Consider the following 18130-nt stretch of genomic DNA (forward strand, 5'->3'; position numbering starts at 1 on the left):
ATGCCATTATTTTTTTGTCATATTTTGATAATAAATAAAAAAATTGCTATTTTTTTAACAAAAGAGAGGCTAATATGAAAATTCTTGGTATTATTGCTGAGTACAATCCGTTTCACATGGGACATGCCTGGCAAATCGAGTCCTCAAAAAAAGAAAGTCAATGCGACGGTGTTATGGTCTTAATGAGTGGTAGTCTGACTCAACGCGGCGACTTTGCTATTTTAAACAAATGGCAACGGGCCCGGCTGGCTCTGTCCGCCGGTGTTGATCTGGTCTGCGAGCTGCCCTTTTGCTATTCCTGCCAAAGCGCTGAAGCCTTTGCTTATGGGGGAGTTAAGATCTTGAACGCCACCGGGGTTATTGATGTCCTCTCCTTTGGTTCTGAATTCGGGCATTTACAGCCTCTGACCAATCTGGCCGAAATACTCGTTCATGAACCAGTTGAATTTAAAACCTTTCTTAAACAGGAGTTATCATCTGGGGTTTCCTTTCCCAGAGCCAGAGAACTGGCAATCCGATCCTACTTGGGTCATGAAGCTGGCAATCTCTTAAAAACACCCAACAATATCCTGGCTCTGGAATATTTAAAAGCGCTGTATAAAACCCAAAGCACTATCGATACGATGACTGTTAAGCGACAAGGTGCAGACTATCACAGTCTGTTGCCTTCTAAATATCTCAGTGCCACTGGTATACGGAATATTTTAAAAGACGCCCTTGCCCACCCGGATTCCGCGACCGCTGTTTTGAAAGCGTTGGATAATAAGCTACCTTATTCATCCGATGATCTGATTGTTCCATTTACGAAAAATTACAATCCCAGGGGTGATGACTATTTTCTCAATGCCCTGCGCCTGCAGATTCTTTCCAAAGACGTGCATCATTTGAAAAACACCCCCTATGTCAGTGAAGGCTTGGAACATAAGATCAGAGATGCCCTAAAAACGGCCACCAATCTGGATGAATGTGTTAATGGAATTATCTCTAAACGGATTCCCCAAACCCGGGTTCGAAGGATCTTAAGCAATCGGCTACTGGAGCTTGACAAAGTGACCCTGACCCATTTTCAGGCGGATTCTTTTGTCCCTTACCTGCGGGTACTTGGTTTTAATGAAAAAGGTCAAACGATCCTGAAGGCGATTAAAGATCAGGGCCAGTTGCCTATTTTAACCAGTCTGAAAAAGAGCCGATTTTTATTGACTCCCAGTCAAAATAAAATGCTTTACTATGATTGTCGCGCTACTGATTTCCATAATCAATTTTATGAGGCCGGGTATTGTTATCATCGGGATTATCGTCAAAGCCCGATTCAATATCCGAATCACGAAAGTCAACGAAACAAATAATTTAATCTGCCATCAGCCATCAAGTCATATCACAACGACCCAAGTCAGCTAATAAAAAGGAGAACTTCATGCCATTTTTTACTCACGATAAAACAGATCTGCCAAAACGACCGATCCTCCACCCGCCCTGCGGACCAGTTCAGGGACAATTCCGCCGGGGTGTATCCAGCTATAAAGGCATTCCATATGCCATGCCTCCTGTTGGCAGTCGCCGTTTTAAAGCACCTGAACCGATGCCAGCCTGGGAAGATGTACGTGACTGTTCAAAACCGGGTAATTCTTCACTGCAAATGGGTGGTATTACCGTCGATTCTCCGGGCACCTATCAAATGGATGGTAAAAGTGAGGACTGTCTGTTTCTGAACGTCTGGACCCCTGCGGTTACCGCTGAAGAGCGTTATCCGGTGTATGTATTTATTCACGGCGGTGCCTTTTCTTCGGGCTCCGGCTCAGAAATGGTTTATGATGGCGGTCGAATGGCGCAGGAAGGCGTGGTTGTTGTTACCATCAACTATCGGTTGGGAGCCTTGGGTTTTCTTGCGACCCGGGGATTGTTGGCGGAAGCCGGAACCACCGGCAATTACGGTATCCTAGATCAGATCCAGGCGCTGCTCTGGATCCAGGACAACATCACGAGCTTCGGCGGCGATCCCGCCCAAGTCACTGTCGGCGGTCAGTCAGCCGGTGCTTACAGTGTCACTGCGTTGATGCTGTCACCGCTGGCTAAAGGGCTTTTTCATCAAGCCGTGGTCGAAAGCGGATCAATTTTCTCAATTTCAGCTTTTTCTTCACTCAACCGTGGCGATTTGCAAAAAACCATGGACAACGGGAAACTTTTGTGCGACTTATACGGCATTGAAGATTCACAAAACGGTCTGGAGCAACTGCGAGCCCTTTCCGGTGATATTTTTGCCGCCCTCTCAATGGTCAAGTCTAATCAGTCTACGGTTCCAAATGCTTTTGGTTTCTGGCCGGTATACGATGGGGTTGTTCTCCCGAAAGACCCAGTCAAAGCCCTGAAATGTGGTGAGGTTAACCCGGTCAAAATTCTGGTTGGTTATAATACGGATGAATCATCCCTTTTTATTAAAGGCCATACGAATCTGGGTATTTACCAGATGCTCTGTTATCATATCTTTGGTCCCGAAAATGCGCCAAAAGCAATGGACCACTTCTTTGTTGATGCCGATCACTCACCCCTGGAGCGAACCCAGGAAATTTATACCTATTCCGCATTTCTGATTGGCATGGTGATGATGGCAAAAAAATATGCGCTTTTGGGTCAGGATGTCTACTTTTATAATTTCGATTTTGATCCGGCAATCCTGAAAATAGTGGGACTAAACACCGCCCATGGCATGGAACTGCCCTTTGTCTTTGGCAATGGGATCGGACAGCGCCGAGCTACTAAGATCAGTAATTTATCCTGGATTATGCAGCAATCCTGGGTCAATTTTATAAAGTATGGAAACCCAAATTTCAAAGAAGAATATAAAGGGCAGATCGTCTGGCCAAAATTTGACCCAGAGAATAAATATATCATGGTTTTTGACGCTCGTCTTTCCAGTAAAAACCTCCCCCATCAGGATGACCTGGAATTTGTGGAATCACTGATGTTTGACTGAATCGTCAGCGCTGCTTTCATTCCTTTGTCTGGCAGTGAAAAGTTTATAGAAAAGCGATTCGATACAGTGGTTCTTGCATATTATCTTGCAAAAGCTTTAAAATAATGTTACATTTAGCTAAGACTGTATAGCAAAGATGCTTAACCTGGGGTAACTCTACCACTAAGCATCTTTTTTATTAAATAAGGAGATTGAAAATGATAATATATAAACAAAAAGATTTTTTAACTTATATGCCAGACGTTCAAGAATGCAACAAAAGCATCTCTGATCTAAATGACCAGTGGGACAATATTAAACTGCTTTCCGAGATTAATTGTCCGATCCAATCAAAAAGTGTTCTCCCCAATATGACAAAAATTCAGAATGGCTTTATTGATTTGCAGGAAGAACTGATTGATACGCTCGTTTCCGAAAAACTTAAGAAAATGGAACAAAAGATCATTTCGAAAACCCAGGTAGCCATTGATATTCTCATCCGCAACCTATTTGAAAGAACAGCTGATATTGGTTTTCTGGCCACCGACGATGACATTCGCCGATTTGTCGAAAATCAAGATCGCACTGACAGTGACCGCAGTTTGATTTTAAAGCGCATGCGTGACTATGTTGCTAAATATTCAGTATATGAAGATATTATTGTACTCGATAATAATTTTCGGGTATTGGCAAATCTGGACGAACAAAATGATATCGTTGGAAAACAGATTAAAGGACCAAATCTGATTAAAACAATGGAGGGCGAACAAAATTTTGTAGAGTATTTTAAAAATTCAAAACTCCAGTATGGTGATAAAAATTCCCATATATTTTCCAGCCGCATCTGCCGGGAAGGGACTTCCCAGGCCATTGGTCTGATTTGTTTATGTTTTCGCTTTGAAAATGAAATGGCACAAATATTTGAAAAACTAACCAACGATTATGATGGCTCAGTGATGACCATCATCGACGATGCAAACATGGTGATCGCCAGCAGTGATGAAAATCACGTTCCCACCGGCGCCATCATTGAACCCGTAGAATCTGGTGTCAATGGGGTAGTCTACTATCGGGGATCCGATTACATTTCAAAAACGATTGCAACCCAGGGCTACCAGAAATATTTTGGCCTCGGGTGGAAGGGTCATGTGATGATCCCCCTCCATCTGGCTTTCCGGGATAACCGAAATCTTAAAAGCATTGATTCGTCTGTTACAGCCGGTCTGATGCACCAGGCAGATTCATTTTCAAGCGAATTAAATGAGATTATTAACAAAACCCAAACCATTAATGGATCGCTGAAAAGGATTGTCTACAACGGCCAGATTATTGCCAGAGATGACAGCATTGATGCCGAATATTCGCGTTTAAAACCGATTTTAAGGGCCATTGGCCGGATCGGCACCAATACCAGCAGTCTTTTCCAGAGCTCGGTTTCCAACCTGTTTTCGACTGTTGTGTCAACCAGCCTTGTCGATACCAGCTTTTTAGCCTCTCTTTCGGTGGACATCATGGATCGAAATCTTTACGAACGGGCCAATGATTGCCGTTGGTGGGCGTTGGATTCGACAATTCGCCGTATTCTTGCCAAAGACGTAATAACCACTGCCGACAAAAAACAGTTGACTGATATTCTCGTTTACATTAATGATCTGTACACAGTATATAGTAACTTATTTGTTTTTGATAAAACTGGAACCATTATCGCCGTATCCAACCCCAATCGCTCTGAGGATATTGGTAAAACCCTAACAGCCTCCTACGTCAGTGAAATTTTAGCAAATGCGAAACAAGAAAAGTATTTTGTTTCACCGTTTGAGCAAACAGAATTATATGATCATCGTCATACCTATATTTATGGTGCTTCGATTACTGACTTCAATAACCATAACCGCACGGTTGGTGGTATCGGCATTGTCTTTGACAGCGAAGATCAGTTCAAAACGATCCTGGAAGAATCGCTTAACTCTGACAATGACACCTTTGCGGTATTTGCAGATCGTAAAAAAATGATTCTCTCATCAACCAATGAGGCCTATAAAGTTGGTGACATTCTGAATTTACCGGATGAGCTGTTCACGGTACCAAACGGCAAAACCCAATCTGAAATTCTGGTTTTTGAAAACAGCTATTATTCTATTGGCTGTGCCTGCTCATCCTGTTATCGAGAATATAAAGATTCTGACGGCTATCAAAATGATGTGATTGCCTTCGTATTCGAAAAAATGGCTGATTATGCTGAAATCACGATTAACAAATCCAATGATAAAGAAATCGAACAATCTGATTTTGCCTTCTCAATGACAAATGAACATAAAAAACTGGCGACCTTTGTCATCAACGGCCAGGTCTATGGTTTGGAGCAGTCATACGTAGTTGAAGCCTTAGAAGCCAGTAAGACCATTTCAGTCCCAGGAACCAACGCAGTCATCCGTGGTGCTGTGGAGTTTAATGATCATTATTATGCCGTTGTCGACGCTCTGGCCCTATTTGACAAAGATGAACCCAGCCTCAACGCCTCTCATCTGCTGCTGCTGCAACTGACCGATGATGAAATGATCGCTATACAAGTAGAAAAGTTGGTCAGTGTCCTTGAAATTAATTTAAATGATATCCAACCGGTGGAAATTTCTTCGGCCATTACTGGTATTATATGTTTAACCGATGGTTCTGACCGGACAATATTGGAAATGGATCCTCAGATTATTCTTGAAAAACTAGTAGAAAACCAGGTCGAAGAAGATCTTGAAGCTGCCCTTCCGATGCTTGAAACATCGGCAACAAACTAAACATTCTGATGTGCGGACGTTATACTCTTTATTCCGAAAAAGAAGATCTGGAGATCAGACAGATTGTCGCAGCAATTAATCAGCACTTTAATGTTCAAATCAAAACAGGTGATATCTTACCATCAGATCTGGCCCCGGTTATTAGCGGAAATCGAAGCGATATCAATCAGAATTCGTTGGAGCTGATGAACTGGGGTTATAAAAATCCTTTTAAAAAGGGATTAATAATTAACGCCCGGTCAGAAACGATTCTGGAAAAACCACTGTTTCATGATGACTTCAAACAAAGACGCTGTTTAATTCCGGCCACTGGTTTTTATGAATGGGATACCGAAAAAAGACAGTACGTATTTCAGACGGATCAGCTTCTTTATCTTGCCGGAATTTATCACCGCTTCATGGGGTCAAATAAATTTGTAATCCTGACTAAACCACCCAATGAAATAGTGAAAGCTGTTCATAATCGAATGCCAGTCCTGATCCCGCCGACCCGGAAAGAGGAGTGGTTCAACGATTCAACTGCAGCTCTCGAACTGACAACGCAGGACCTTGTCCCGCTGATGGGCCATGTCGTTTATCAAACCAGGGTGAATACCCAGATCAAATTTCCATTGGATTATGAATCTTAGCCGCTCAGCAATTAACTGAAGATATAAAGAGGACCGCTACAATAAATCTCAATCAATTCATCCTGGAATAGAAAAACCCCGGTGCACAAATAGCTTTCAACAATAGCTCTAATGCACCCGGGATTTTTATTTTTTCATCTCAAGATTTACTCTATATTAATATCGACCAATATATTGCCATCTTCCACCTTCACCGGATAACTGCGATCATCTTGCATTTTAAATTCCAAAAATAAAATCTTCGGTTTCCCTAGGCCTTTACCTGTTTTTGCATCGTATTTTGCTCCATGTCTGGGACAGGTAATCACCCCATCCTCCAAGGTGCCTTTATATAAAGATCCACCCATATGGGGGCATTTATTCGAGATGGCATAATAATCCCCCTCCACCTTTGTCAATAAAATACTTTTGCCATCTAATTCGATCAATTTCTTTTCGATATTTTCAAACTCCTGTATTCCAGCAACTTTTTGAAATCCCATTTTTCCCTCCATTTTTAAGTTATTGTTATCTATGTACCCGTTAATCAAATGTCAAAACAAAACACCTTTGATGATTGATTGACAAATTTTTAAATTCTGCCTATAATGGGATTAAGTTATAATGAGTTTAACCAGAATCGTCATGTTTCAAAATTTTAAGAAGAGGTGATTATATGTCAGCAAAAAAAGTATTTACCACCGAACAGGCAAAAGAAATTGGCAGAATGCTTGGAATTAATTGGAGTAAATTTGACATTGAGCAGTTCCGAATGGGAATGGATGTTGAGCTTGAGCACGGCACTGACAATTCCCGCACAAACGTAACCGGAGATGACCCGTTCGTCACTGGTAAAATTGCCCTGGCTCATTTAAATGAGTTCCCTGATTATTATACCCGTCTTGAAAAGATGGAAAAAGAAGCTGAAGCATTTTGGGAAGGTAAATGATCAGTTTATCTAACTGATTAAACCACCCTCCGATATTTAACAAAAAGTAATTAAAGAGAATCCTTGAAATTCAGGGATTCTCTTTTTATATCACTATTTTTTTGTGCCTCAGCATCTCATTATCGAACGAGCTACTAATTTCCATACCTAGTCAGAAATCTCAATTTTAAACAAACTGATTCCCCTTGTGAATAGTGTTATTGAGCTTTATTTAAAACCTCACTAATCTGGGCAAAAATATCCTGAATCCCCCCATCACCCTTGATTTTATGAAGAATTCCTTTCTTTGCATAAAATTTCAGAATGGGCTCTGTTGTTTGATTATAAATGGCTAAGCGGTCTAGAATAATATCTTCCTGATCATCGGCCCGATGAATTAAAGCGGTTTCGCAAATATCACATTGTCCCGGCACCTTTGGTGGATTGTATTTTATATGATAGCTTTCTCCGCATTTTGGGCAAACCCGTCTGCCTAAAATGCGATCGACGATGATATCCTTTGGAACATCGATCAGGAAAACAAAATTAATTTCTTCATTCTTTTTATTCATGATGAGATCCAGGGCTTGAGCTTGCTTTTCATCCCGGGGAAATCCATCAAGCAAAAAGCCTTTTTTACAGTCATCATTTTTTAATCGTTCTTCCACAAGGGAAATAGTAATGCGGTCTGGGACCAGTTGACCTTTCCTGGTATACTCGCTTATTTCTTTGCCTTCTGTGGTACCTTCTTTAATTTTTCCGCGGAAAATATCCCCGGTAGAAATGTGCGGAATATTAAAATGATCACAGATCAGTTTTGCCTGAGTCCCTTTTCCCCCGCCGGGTGTTCCTAATAAAATAATTCTCAAAAAACTAACCTCCAGAATTTTATTGCACTACTTGGCATAGTCGACGATGGTAATATTGAATGCTTTACGATCCGCGAGGCAGATGTCAAAGGGTGTTACTTCATAATCGCCGTTTTTAACAATCCGGATATTTGGACGCATACAAAAACTTTCAAAATTGTCAGTCACGACACCAACCAACCCATTGCTTAGTTTGACCGGTGTACCGATCGGGTATGGTGCTATTTTTCTAATAAACACCGAGACAAGATCAGGGTCAAACAGGTTTCCTGTCCCGCCCATGATGTATTCAACAGCTTCTGAAGGAAGCAGCCCATTCCGATAGGGCCGATCAGATGTCAGCGCATCATACACGTCGGCGATTGATATAATTCTTCCATATAATGAGATTTTTTCACCTTTAGCATTATTGGGATAACCCCCGCCTGAGAATTTTTCGTGATGATCCAGAATACCGGCCTGAGCCCCCACACTTCCCACATATTCACTCGCCAGATATTCAAACCCTAAATATGAGTGCTTTTTCATTTCTGTAAATTCATTGTCGGTCAATGGACCTTGTTTATGCAGAATATCTTTAGGAACAAAAACTTTTCCAATATCATGAAGTAATGCTCCAAACCCCAGATTACATAAATCAGCTTTATCAAGACCCATGGCTGTACCGAGTCCAATCGATAAAACCGCAACATTAACAGAATGAAAATAAGTATAGTCATCAAAAACTTTCAGATCTACCATATTAAGCATCATTTCTTTGTTTTTTAGGATCACATCAACAATTGTCTCGACCTGATCTTCCATCTCAGTGAATTGTTCTTTTTGAACCGGTAGGTTGTTCTCCTTGCAAATGAATATTTCTTTGATGCCATTGACTGTCTTCGTTCTCAAGCTGCTATTAATCGTATTCACAATGGGGATATTTATTATTTGATCCTCTTCAATATAAAGGCCATTACATCTGAACTTACGTATTTTTTTAATTAATTCTATATCTAAAACTGTTTGCCTTGCAAGCACTAGCTCGCCTTGCTCCCCATAAAAATCTGAAGCAATAATCATTCCTTCTCGCAAGCAAAATATTGGTACAAATCTCATGATAGTCCTTCCCTTGGAGCCTTTATAAACCCATTCTTCTTTAAATGAGTTATCGTTGCCGTTATAATTATATTAATATTGTTTTAGCTAAAATAAAGTTTGTTTCTTTAGCTACGATGATATCTTTTTGCCTAATTTTTGTCAATAACATTTTGCAAACGTTTGTTAACTTTCAAAACAAAAAAATACGTCATCACAATCAAATTGATTATAATGACGTTTCTTATTTTAGTGTTTATTGTTTAATCTCTGATACTTATTTCAAACTATTGAAAAAGTTCCCTATTTCCGCAAAAAAGGTTTGCACCTGTTGGAAAAATCCCTGGGTCTCCTGTCCTGCTTCCATCAACTTAATGAAGGTATCGGGATCCATATTCAGCTCATTAAACTTATTAACCAGGGTTAAGATCTCTTCAATTTGCTGATCATCCAAAACGGCGTCATATTTTTCAGCCGTCACAACAATCAGCTCTCGGATTTCATCGTCATTCATCGTCTTAGTTTGGGCAATCTCGCCCTTCAGACTATTGATAATATTAACCGCATCATCGCCAATGGCATCCTGAAGTTCCCCAACCACAACAACTTCTTCAACCGCTGTTGTTTTTGCTGCCTCATCCAGACTGGTATCGGTTGCTGCTTCATAGGCTTTGTAAATACCTGTTAAAGCGCCTGTTCCTGATACCGGTGTATAGGCTGCAACAATCACTTTGGCATTCTTGATTCCCGCGGTTCCCAAGGCCGATTTATACATCTCATCAGTAACCCAGTCAATGTTATGGGTTTCCAGATCGATCCCCCCTGACGTTTCTTCCTGAACATAAACACTGGATAGCGCCAGTGTTCCAATTTTATCGAGAGATACCGCCCTTTCCAAATATTCCCGTTCATCCTCATTGGTTACCACGGTTTCTTCAACATCGCCTCTTTTGATATTGAAATAACCATATACCGTTTTGAGTTGGGCTTCGGTATTATCGGCGCCTATGGCGACACAGGCACTTTTTGAATCCGCCAGCACGGGACTCACCATTGCCATTGATAAAACAATCGCTAAAATTCCTGATAATAATTTCTTTTTCATTCTTCACCTCGTATAATCACTGTCATCGTATCAATCAATTAGTGTACAGCGAAATTATCATAACAATTAATCCTATTTTTTAACTTAATTTTCAAATTATTCTGAGGTTGTTGCCTGTTCTCCGAAGTTTCGATGCTCATAAAAAGAAAAGCCGACTGCTGACGCAATCGACTTTTAGTTTTTATATTGGTGCGAGAAAAGGGATTTGAACCCTCACTGCATTGCTGCAACAGATCCCTCAAACCTGCGTGTCTGCCGTTCCACCATCCTCGCATAAGCAACAGGTGTTTTGACCCTGTTTTCTTATTATAAAGGAATGAAGAAAAAATATCAACTATTTTTTTGTTTTTTATAGTTTTATTTGCTGATCTTTAAGCTGTTGATAACTATTTCACCAGGAGCTTTCGTCTGGAAAAATAGACATTTGTTGTGATCAGCAAATCATCAAGACTACCATTATTCTCAATAATGGTATCAGCCAGACTGATTTTATCCTCATCTGACATTTGCATATCGATTCGTTTAATGGCCTGATCTCTGGTTAGGTTATCTCTTTCCATTAGCCGACCGATGCGAATCTCTTTATCTGCCACCACCAGAATCGTCTCATCGACAGTGTTTTGTAGATTTGTTTCGAAAAGCAGAGGACAATCATAAAAAACCGTGGGTATCCCGGAGCGCTGGTAAAAATCAATTTGCTGATCGTACAGCTTTTTTATTTCGGGATGAACAATGGCATTGAGTTTTTTTCTAGCTTGTTCATTATTGGCAATTAGTTCTCCCAGCATGCTACGGTTTAATTCGCCATTCTCATTGATGACTTCCTGTCCGAAGGCTACAGTTATTTTTTTTAAACCGGAACTTCCTGGTTCCACGGCCTGTCGGGCTAACTGATCTGCATCAATGACAACATAACTGAAACGTTTTTTTAAAATATCTGTGACCGTGGATTTGCCTGAAGCAATCCCACCAGTTACTCCTATTACTCTCATAACCCGCTCCTGCTACTTCACGTCATACCAGGACATCCCGGTGTTCACATCAACGGTTAGCGGCACACAAAGCTTAGCTGCCCCTTCCATTTCTTCTTTAATCAGTCGTTCCACCTGGGTTTTCTCATTTTTGGGGGTATCGATGATTAACTCATCATGGACTTGCAAGATCAGTTCTGCTTCGAGTTTCTCTGCATTTAAGCGGTTATAGACCTTGATCATGGCAAGCTTGATTATGTCCGCCGCGCTGCCCTGAATGGGAGTATTCAAGGCCATTCTTTCCCCGGCCTGAACCAGCATCGCGTTTCGAGAATTCATTTCTGGTATATAACGTCTTCTTCCCCAGATGGTGGTGACATAGCCTTCTTCTTTAGCCAGTCGTTTGACATTTTCCATATAAGCCTGGACCTTGGGATAACGGGAAAAATAGCGATTAATATAATCCTGGGCTTCTTTTCTGGAAATCCCCAGATCTTTCCCCAGACTAAAGGCCTGCTTGCCGTAGATTAACCCAAAATTGATGGCTTTGGCCTGACCGCGTTGAGTTCTGGTGACTGCATCCAGAGGGACTCCAAAAATCTCTGCTGCAGTTCGCGTATGAATATCCTGTTCCTTTCTAAATGCATCGATCAGATTCTCATCACCGGAAAGATGGGCAAGCACCCGAAGTTCAATCTGAGAATAATCGGCATCGACCAGAATTCGATCACTCGCCGAAGGTACAAATACCCGTCTGATCGCTCGACCCATTTCTGTTTTAACGGGAATGTTCTGCAGATTCGGATTGGAACTACTGAGCCGTCCGGTTGCCGCCACAGTCTGATTAAAGGTCGAGTAAATCTTATGAGTTTTTGGCTCGACAAAGGCCATCAGACCCCTACCATAGGTAGAATCCAACTTAGACAGCATCCGATATTCGATGATTTTTTCAATAATCGGATGAAAATGGATAAGCTGTTCCAAAACGTCGATATTAGTGGAATAACCGGTTTTGGTCTTTTTCACCACTGGCAGCTTTAATTGCTCAAAAAGAACCTCTCCCAATTGTTTGGGTGAATTAATGTTAAACGTTTCTGTTTCAGCCAATTCATAGATTTCACTGGTAAGAGTGGCAAGCTTGGTTTCAAATTCGCTGGAAAGAATTTCCAGCTGGCTTAAGTCAATTTTAAACCCCAGCTCCTCCATCGATACCATCACTTCCAGCAAGGGCATCTCAATGGTTTTAAACAAGGTCATCATATCAGTTGCATGAAGTTCTTTTTCCAGAACGGTTTTTAAATCTTTAATGGTTTCGCAATTTTTAATCATATAATCCGCCAGCAGCTGTTCATCCAGTCCCTCAGCTTTCACCATTTTTTTACCTTTTCCGAACATTTCCTCATCATCCAGAATAGTCCGACTGAGATATTGATAGGCGGCTGATTTCAAATCATAGCGCTGATCTCCCGGGCTCAACAGATAGGTGGCAATATAAGTATCAAAGGCTTCATTCACTTCATTGATGTCATGCTTATGGAAGATATGGATCAGGTTTTTTAAATCCTGGCTGGTAATAGCCAAAGTGCTGATGTTTGGCAGATTTTTTAGTCTTTCAAAATACTCTAAGCCATCAACAGCCTCAGGGTTTAGATAATAATAACTGTCCACGATTCCCATAGCCAAATAAATCCGGGCTGCTTCTTCATGATAATAGATGATCACTTCATTGGTGTTTTCCAAATCATTGAACAAGTTATCCATATCTGTGGCTGTTTTAACCCAGTGGAAAGCGACTGTTCTTTCAATGGTTTCTACTGCTTTTGCAGCATCTATTTTTGACAGCAGCGTATTAAATTCCAATTCTTTCAGTAAGGCAATACTCTCCGGATTAAAAATATTCTGGAAGGTCAGTTCTTCAAAGTCACCCTCCCAGGGGACATCCAGTTTAATGGTTCCCAGCATTCGGCTCATGAAGGCGTTATCCTTTCCTGCTATTATTTTTTCTTTTTGCTTGCCTTTTTGCTCGTCGATGTGTTCATAAATAGATTCCAGGTTTCCATACTGCTGAACCAGCTTAATCGCTGTTTTTTCACCAATCCCGGCGATCCCGGGAATATTGTCAGATTTATCGCCCATCAGGGCTTTTAAATCAATCAGATCTTTGGGGGTCAGACCATACTGGTTCTGGACCCAGTCTTCATCTACCTCTTCCAATTGGGATATGCCCTTTTTTGTATATAGAACTTTAATCCTCGGCCCAACTAACTGAAAGGCATCCCGATCACCAGTGATGATTTCTGTTTCGATACCTCTATCTGTACCGATGGTCGCCAGGGTTCCAATGACATCATCAGCTTCAAAACCTTCCATCTCAATAATGGCGATGTCCATCTTTCTGAGCAGCTCCTTTAATATAGAAAACTGCTCCGCCAGCAGTTCTGGCATATTTTGGCGACCACCCTTGTAGTCATCATAAGCCAGATGTCTGAAGGTTGGTCCTTTTAAGTCAAAAGCAACCCCCAAGTAATCAGGTTGGTACTCCTCTTGAATTTTAACTAATATGTTAACAAAACCATAAATGGCATTTGTTGGTACACCCTTTGAATTTGACATTTCCCGGATGGCATAAAAGGTCCGGTAAAAAAGACTGTTCCCGTCGATTAAGATACTTTTCATTTGATCTCTCTTTCTCTTTCTGCTCAATTTAACAAACATAGTTATTATACCAAAAGTATCGTGGATTGAACATTGAATAAATTTAAAAGCTGTCCTTGACAACAATTCTTTCTACATCAAAAAAGTACCGTTTTTGATGTTTTTCAAAAACGGTACTTTTTAATTTAGAAATTAGCTATCTTTCTTGAATTCTGTCATAGCATGATTGTTAAAACAACTACTAATTTTAATGATTTATAACCTTATTCAATTCCCCCTGAATCTCATTCATCAGGTAATCAGTATAAGGAATTTCCGTAAAGAGACGTCCTTCGGTGTATGGTTTGAGTACAATCCCGGTAGCTTCAGTCTTCTGATTGTTCAGAAGCTCCCCAATACCAACATTTTTAAAAGCTTCATTGGTTTCACAAATCACGTTTAAAATTTTCCCCGGACAAACCGATCCAGGGTTATTAGCCAGAATTTCGGCAATCGCCTGCACCATATTAATATTATTAATTCCCAGCGGATTTTCCACCGACTTCTTCACCTTCAGCAACCGTCCTTCGGTGTTCACAAAGGTGCCATTGACTTCCGGGAAGGCCAGGGCCGGCAATACCACATCGGCTTTTTGCGCGGCGTCGGTCAAGTGAGTATCCTGAACCATCAAAAATTCATAGCCGCTCAGATCCGCATTTGGTTCCTCCCCGAAGATAAGCAGAGCTTTTGCTTCTTTCAGCACTGCTGGAGTGTTTGTTACACCCAGCGCGTTTAATCCCATGCTGTTGTTCTTAACGGCTACTCTGAAAATACCACTGCGTTTGCCATCAGCTTTGCCCAGCAGTCCGAGAATATCGCCCACCAGCGTTGAAGCTTCTTCGGTAATATACTTGTCGCCCATGACAACCACCACGTTTTTGGCATTAACCAGGCCTTCGCCGATGATCTGTGCTTCGTCGCAGATATCAAAATCAACCAGGGATGCTGTTAATTGATTCAGGTTGTTAAGGTCTGTTTTTATATTGCCGTTTTCAATAATATACTTGGTGATTTCAGCCAGAAACTCCAGATCATCACATTCAGTGATAAACTCATCGGCGATATGATCATAACCGCTTTCGAGATGGTTAATCACAAAAATGCTGGCACCGTTTTTTGCCGCCTGGCTGAGTTTATACTTGACAATCGGGTTATTCACTGGCAGCAATCCCAGGACCAGAATGGTATCAGCAGTAACAATCGCCTCCATCTCCCGGATCTGATAGTCACCCTGAAGAACCGCTTGTTCTCCCGCCTTACGGTTACTGAAGCTGAAGGTTTCAGCCCGCAGTACCTTGGCCAGTTCAGTCATATTATAAATTTCTTCGTTAGTATACTTCGGTGAGATGCCCATCTTCACAGCATTGGCGCCGTAGCGGGCAGCAACGCTCTGGGATTTCTTGGCAATCATCACAAACGCATCGTACCAGCTGGTTTCTTCCAGCTGACCCTGTTTGTTGCGAATCAGCGGCGTGGTCAGCCGATCGCCCCATTGCACCAGGTTGGTTCCGAAGCGGCCGCGGCCGCACATGACGCCCTGATTGAGGTCGGTAAAGCTCTTCTGCGGAATCGCCTTGATGATGGTATCGCCCTTGGATTCAATAACAATCTGGCAACCGGCGGAACAATAGCCGCAGGTAGATTCGGTTTTGTCGGTATCCAGAGGAATCTGTTTAATTCCGGTCAGGCCTTCTCTTAAGGCACCGGTGGGACAAACGGAGATGCATAGCCCACAACTGACACAGCCCGTATCTTTTAGCGGCTGGCGCAGAGCGGGTTCGACAATGGTTTCAAAACCGCGGTCAACCAGACCCAGGGCTGAAACACCGACGATGTCCTCACAGACCCGGACACAGAGACCGCAGGTGATGCACTTGCTGTTATCCCGGATGACGAAAGGATGGTCGTCCTGAATTTTGGCTTCCGGGTTCTTGCCTTTAAAGCGTTCGGGTTTAACCTCATATTCGTTGGCATAGGCGACCAGTTTACATTCAAAGTAATCCTGACAACCGCATTCCAGACAGCGCTTGCCTTCTTCGACGGCCTGGAGGGGGGTATAGCCTTCGACCACTTCGAGGAAGTTATCGTTACGTTCTTCCGGGGTTAGGTGGGTCATCGCCGGACGTTTGTTTTTCTTGATGCTTTCAAGGTAGTCCTGATCCACGGCTTCTCTTGTAACAAAGTAAGGTTCGTGGTAGGCAATGGTTTCACCGTTTAAGTAGGCTTCGATAAAAGGCACGGCTTTTTTGGCATCGCCTACGGCTTTAATAACAATGGAGGCACCGCTGTTGATGCAGTCGCCGCCGGCAAAAACGCCGTCGAGATTGGTCCGGAAAGTCTGTTCGTCGGCCAGGACGGTGTTCCATTTGGTCAGGGCCAAGCCATTTTCTCCGCCAATCCCATCGGGGTTGATCCCCTGGCCGATGGCCAGAATCAGGGTATCGATGTCGAGAATCTCTTCTTCGCCCTCAATCGGAACCGGGCTACGTCGGCCGCTGGCATCGGGTTCGCCGAGGGCCATTTTCTGAAGTCGGATTTTGACGATCTGGCCATCGTCACCCTTAATCACTTCAATGGGATTGGTCAGGTTTTTAAAGATCACCCCTTCTTCTTCGGCTTCGCTGATTTCGATTTCTTCCGCAGGCATTTCAGCTTTGGTCCGTCGGTAAATATTATAGACTTCTTTAGCGCCAAGTCTTAGGGCGGTGCGGCAGGCATCCATGGCAGTGTTGCCGCCACCGACAATGGCGACTTTTTCGCCGAGGGTAATCGGCTCGTTGTTGGCTACCTGCTGCAGCAGTTCAATCCCGCCGATCACACCTTTGGCATCGATGCCGTCGCATCTTAAGCCGGAGCTGGTCCAGGCACCCAGGGCGACATAGACGGCGTCATGGTTGTTGCGGATGGTATCAAAGGGGATATCGACACCGATGCGGGTGTTGTTTTTGAAGACGACCCCCATCTCTTCGATCAGTCCCACTTCTTCATCGACCACCCCTTTAGGCAAGCGGTATTCAGGGATCCCGTAGCGGAGCATCCCGCCCATTTTGGGCATGGCGTCATAAATGGTGACGGCGTGGCCGGACTGGATCAGGTAGTAGGCGGCGGTGAGGCCACCGGGGCCGCCGCCGATGATACCGATGGATTTATCGGTAGCTTTTGCTATTTCCGGCATGAACATCTCATGAGTCATATCAAAGTCGGCAGCAAACCGTTTGAGCCAGGCAATCGAAATCGGTTCATCGACTTCGCCGCGACGGCAGGCCGTTTCGCAGGGATGGGGACAGACCCGGCCAATGGCACCGGGTAAGGGTAATTGCTCTTTAATCAGCTTTAAGGCTTCGGCGAATTCGCCGTTGGCAATCAGGCCGACATAGCCCTGACAGTCGGTGGTGCCGGGACAGGCCCGTTTACAGGGGGCGACGCAGTCGCCGATGTGTTTGGAAAGTAACAGCTCCAGATTGGTTTTCCGGGATTCGATGACCCGGCGGGTCTTGGTACTGACCACCATGTTGTCGCTGATTTCGGTGGCGCAGGCTTTTAAGATCTTGGGGATCCCCGCAACCTCCACCACACAGAGTCCGCAGGACCCATAGATGTCCAGGCGTTCGTCATAACACAGGGTGGGAATCTCAATTGCATTTTCCCGGGCGACTTCTAAAATGGTTTGTCCGGGAATGCCGGTGACTTCTTTTCCATCGATGTTCAGTTTATAGTGTTTCATTCTCCCACTCCTTTCTAGTCAATGATGACGGAATCAAATTTACAGACAGTAAAACATTTGCCGCACTTGATGCAGATGTCCTGATCAATTTCATGGACTAGCTTCTTTTCGCCGGTAATGGCAGCCACCGGACAGTTCTTCTTACAGGCGCCGCAACCGACGCATTTGTCTTTGTCTATGGTATAGGTCAGCAGCGGTTTACAGCTTTTGGCGGTGCACTTTTTTTGATAAATATGATCTTCATATTCGTTTCTAAAATATTTAATGGTGGTCAGCACCGGGTTGGGGGCAGTTTGGCCGAGGCCGCACATGGAACCTTCTTTGATCTTGTAACAGAGTTCTTCGAGCAGTTCGATGTCGCCATTCTGTCCTTCTCCCTGGGTAATCCGGTTGAGGATTTCCAGCATCCGGGTGG

At 43.0% G+C, this 18130-nt stretch carries 13 protein-coding genes and 1 tRNA gene; 5 read left to right on the forward strand and 9 right to left on the reverse strand.

Annotated features, from left to right (window positions below):
• The first annotated feature begins 74 nt into the window (after window positions 1-74).
• From ABGU93_RS03600 to ABGU93_RS03615, 4 genes are all read left to right on the forward strand, one after another.
• The gene (locus tag ABGU93_RS03600) at window positions 75-1346 is read left to right on the forward strand and encodes a nucleotidyltransferase (protein WP_347412142.1); all 1272 of its coding nucleotides are present in this window, start codon (window positions 75-77) and stop codon (window positions 1344-1346) included.
• A 68-nt stretch (window positions 1347-1414) separates the two neighbouring features.
• Window positions 1415-2971 (forward strand): carboxylesterase family protein, encoded by a 1557-nt coding sequence (locus ABGU93_RS03605; protein ID WP_347412143.1) that lies wholly within the window; start codon window positions 1415-1417, stop codon window positions 2969-2971.
• A 197-nt stretch (window positions 2972-3168) separates the two neighbouring features.
• A complete protein-coding gene (locus tag ABGU93_RS03610; protein WP_347412144.1) occupies window positions 3169-5739 on the forward strand; it encodes a chemotaxis protein CheW in 2571 nt (856 codons plus the stop codon).
• Window positions 5740-5747: 8 nt separating this feature from the next.
• Window positions 5748-6368 carry an SOS response-associated peptidase gene (locus ABGU93_RS03615; RefSeq protein ID WP_347412145.1) on the forward strand — a complete coding sequence of 207 codons (621 nt, stop codon included), beginning with the start codon at window positions 5748-5750 and terminating at the stop codon, window positions 6366-6368.
• A gap of 146 nt (window positions 6369-6514) precedes the next feature.
• On the opposite strand, the gene ABGU93_RS03620 is transcribed toward ABGU93_RS03615, so the two are convergent.
• Window positions 6515-6850 carry a Rieske 2Fe-2S domain-containing protein gene (locus ABGU93_RS03620; RefSeq protein ID WP_347412146.1) on the reverse strand — a complete coding sequence of 112 codons (336 nt, stop codon included), beginning with the start codon at window positions 6848-6850 and terminating at the stop codon, window positions 6515-6517.
• A 173-nt stretch (window positions 6851-7023) separates the two neighbouring features.
• Between ABGU93_RS03620 and ABGU93_RS03625 the strand changes: the two genes are divergently transcribed.
• On the forward strand, window positions 7024-7296 hold the full coding sequence (locus ABGU93_RS03625) for a DUF5661 family protein (RefSeq protein WP_347412147.1): 273 nt from the start codon (window positions 7024-7026) through the stop codon (window positions 7294-7296).
• Between the two features lie 197 nt (window positions 7297-7493).
• Here ABGU93_RS03625 and ABGU93_RS03630 read toward each other — a convergent pair whose 3' ends face one another.
• The 8 genes from ABGU93_RS03630 to ABGU93_RS03665 all read right to left on the reverse strand — a co-directional run.
• Window positions 7494-8144, reverse strand: a complete 651-nt coding sequence (locus tag ABGU93_RS03630) for an adenylate kinase (RefSeq protein ID WP_347412148.1) — start codon at window positions 8142-8144, stop codon at window positions 7494-7496.
• Between the two features lie 27 nt (window positions 8145-8171).
• A complete protein-coding gene (locus ABGU93_RS03635; protein ID WP_347412149.1) occupies window positions 8172-9056 on the reverse strand; it encodes an HD-GYP domain-containing protein in 885 nt (294 codons plus the stop codon).
• A 442-nt stretch (window positions 9057-9498) separates the two neighbouring features.
• The gene (locus tag ABGU93_RS03640; RefSeq protein ID WP_347412150.1) at window positions 9499-10326 is read right to left on the reverse strand and encodes a DUF1002 domain-containing protein; all 828 of its coding nucleotides are present in this window, start codon (window positions 10324-10326) and stop codon (window positions 9499-9501) included.
• Window positions 10327-10513: 187 nt separating this feature from the next.
• Window positions 10514-10599: transfer RNA gene (locus tag ABGU93_RS03645), tRNA-Leu, on the reverse strand.
• 113 nt (window positions 10600-10712) lie between these two features.
• The gene (gene coaE, locus ABGU93_RS03650) at window positions 10713-11318 is read right to left on the reverse strand and encodes a dephospho-CoA kinase (protein WP_347412151.1); all 606 of its coding nucleotides are present in this window, start codon (window positions 11316-11318) and stop codon (window positions 10713-10715) included.
• 12 nt (window positions 11319-11330) lie between these two features.
• Window positions 11331-13973 (reverse strand): DNA polymerase I, encoded by a 2643-nt coding sequence (gene polA / locus ABGU93_RS03655; protein WP_347412152.1) that lies wholly within the window; start codon window positions 13971-13973, stop codon window positions 11331-11333.
• Between the two features lie 226 nt (window positions 13974-14199).
• Window positions 14200-17715, reverse strand: coding sequence for a molybdopterin-dependent oxidoreductase (locus ABGU93_RS03660; RefSeq protein WP_347412153.1), 3516 nt, complete (start codon window positions 17713-17715; stop codon window positions 14200-14202).
• Window positions 17716-17729: 14 nt separating this feature from the next.
• A partial coding sequence (locus ABGU93_RS03665) for an NADH-ubiquinone oxidoreductase-F iron-sulfur binding region domain-containing protein (RefSeq protein WP_347412154.1) occupies window positions 17730-18130 on the reverse strand: 401 nt, incomplete at its 5' end.

Origin of the sequence: Acetobacterium sp. (assembly GCF_039830195.1) — a bacterium.
GTDB lineage: Bacteria > Bacillota > Clostridia > Eubacteriales > Eubacteriaceae > Acetobacterium.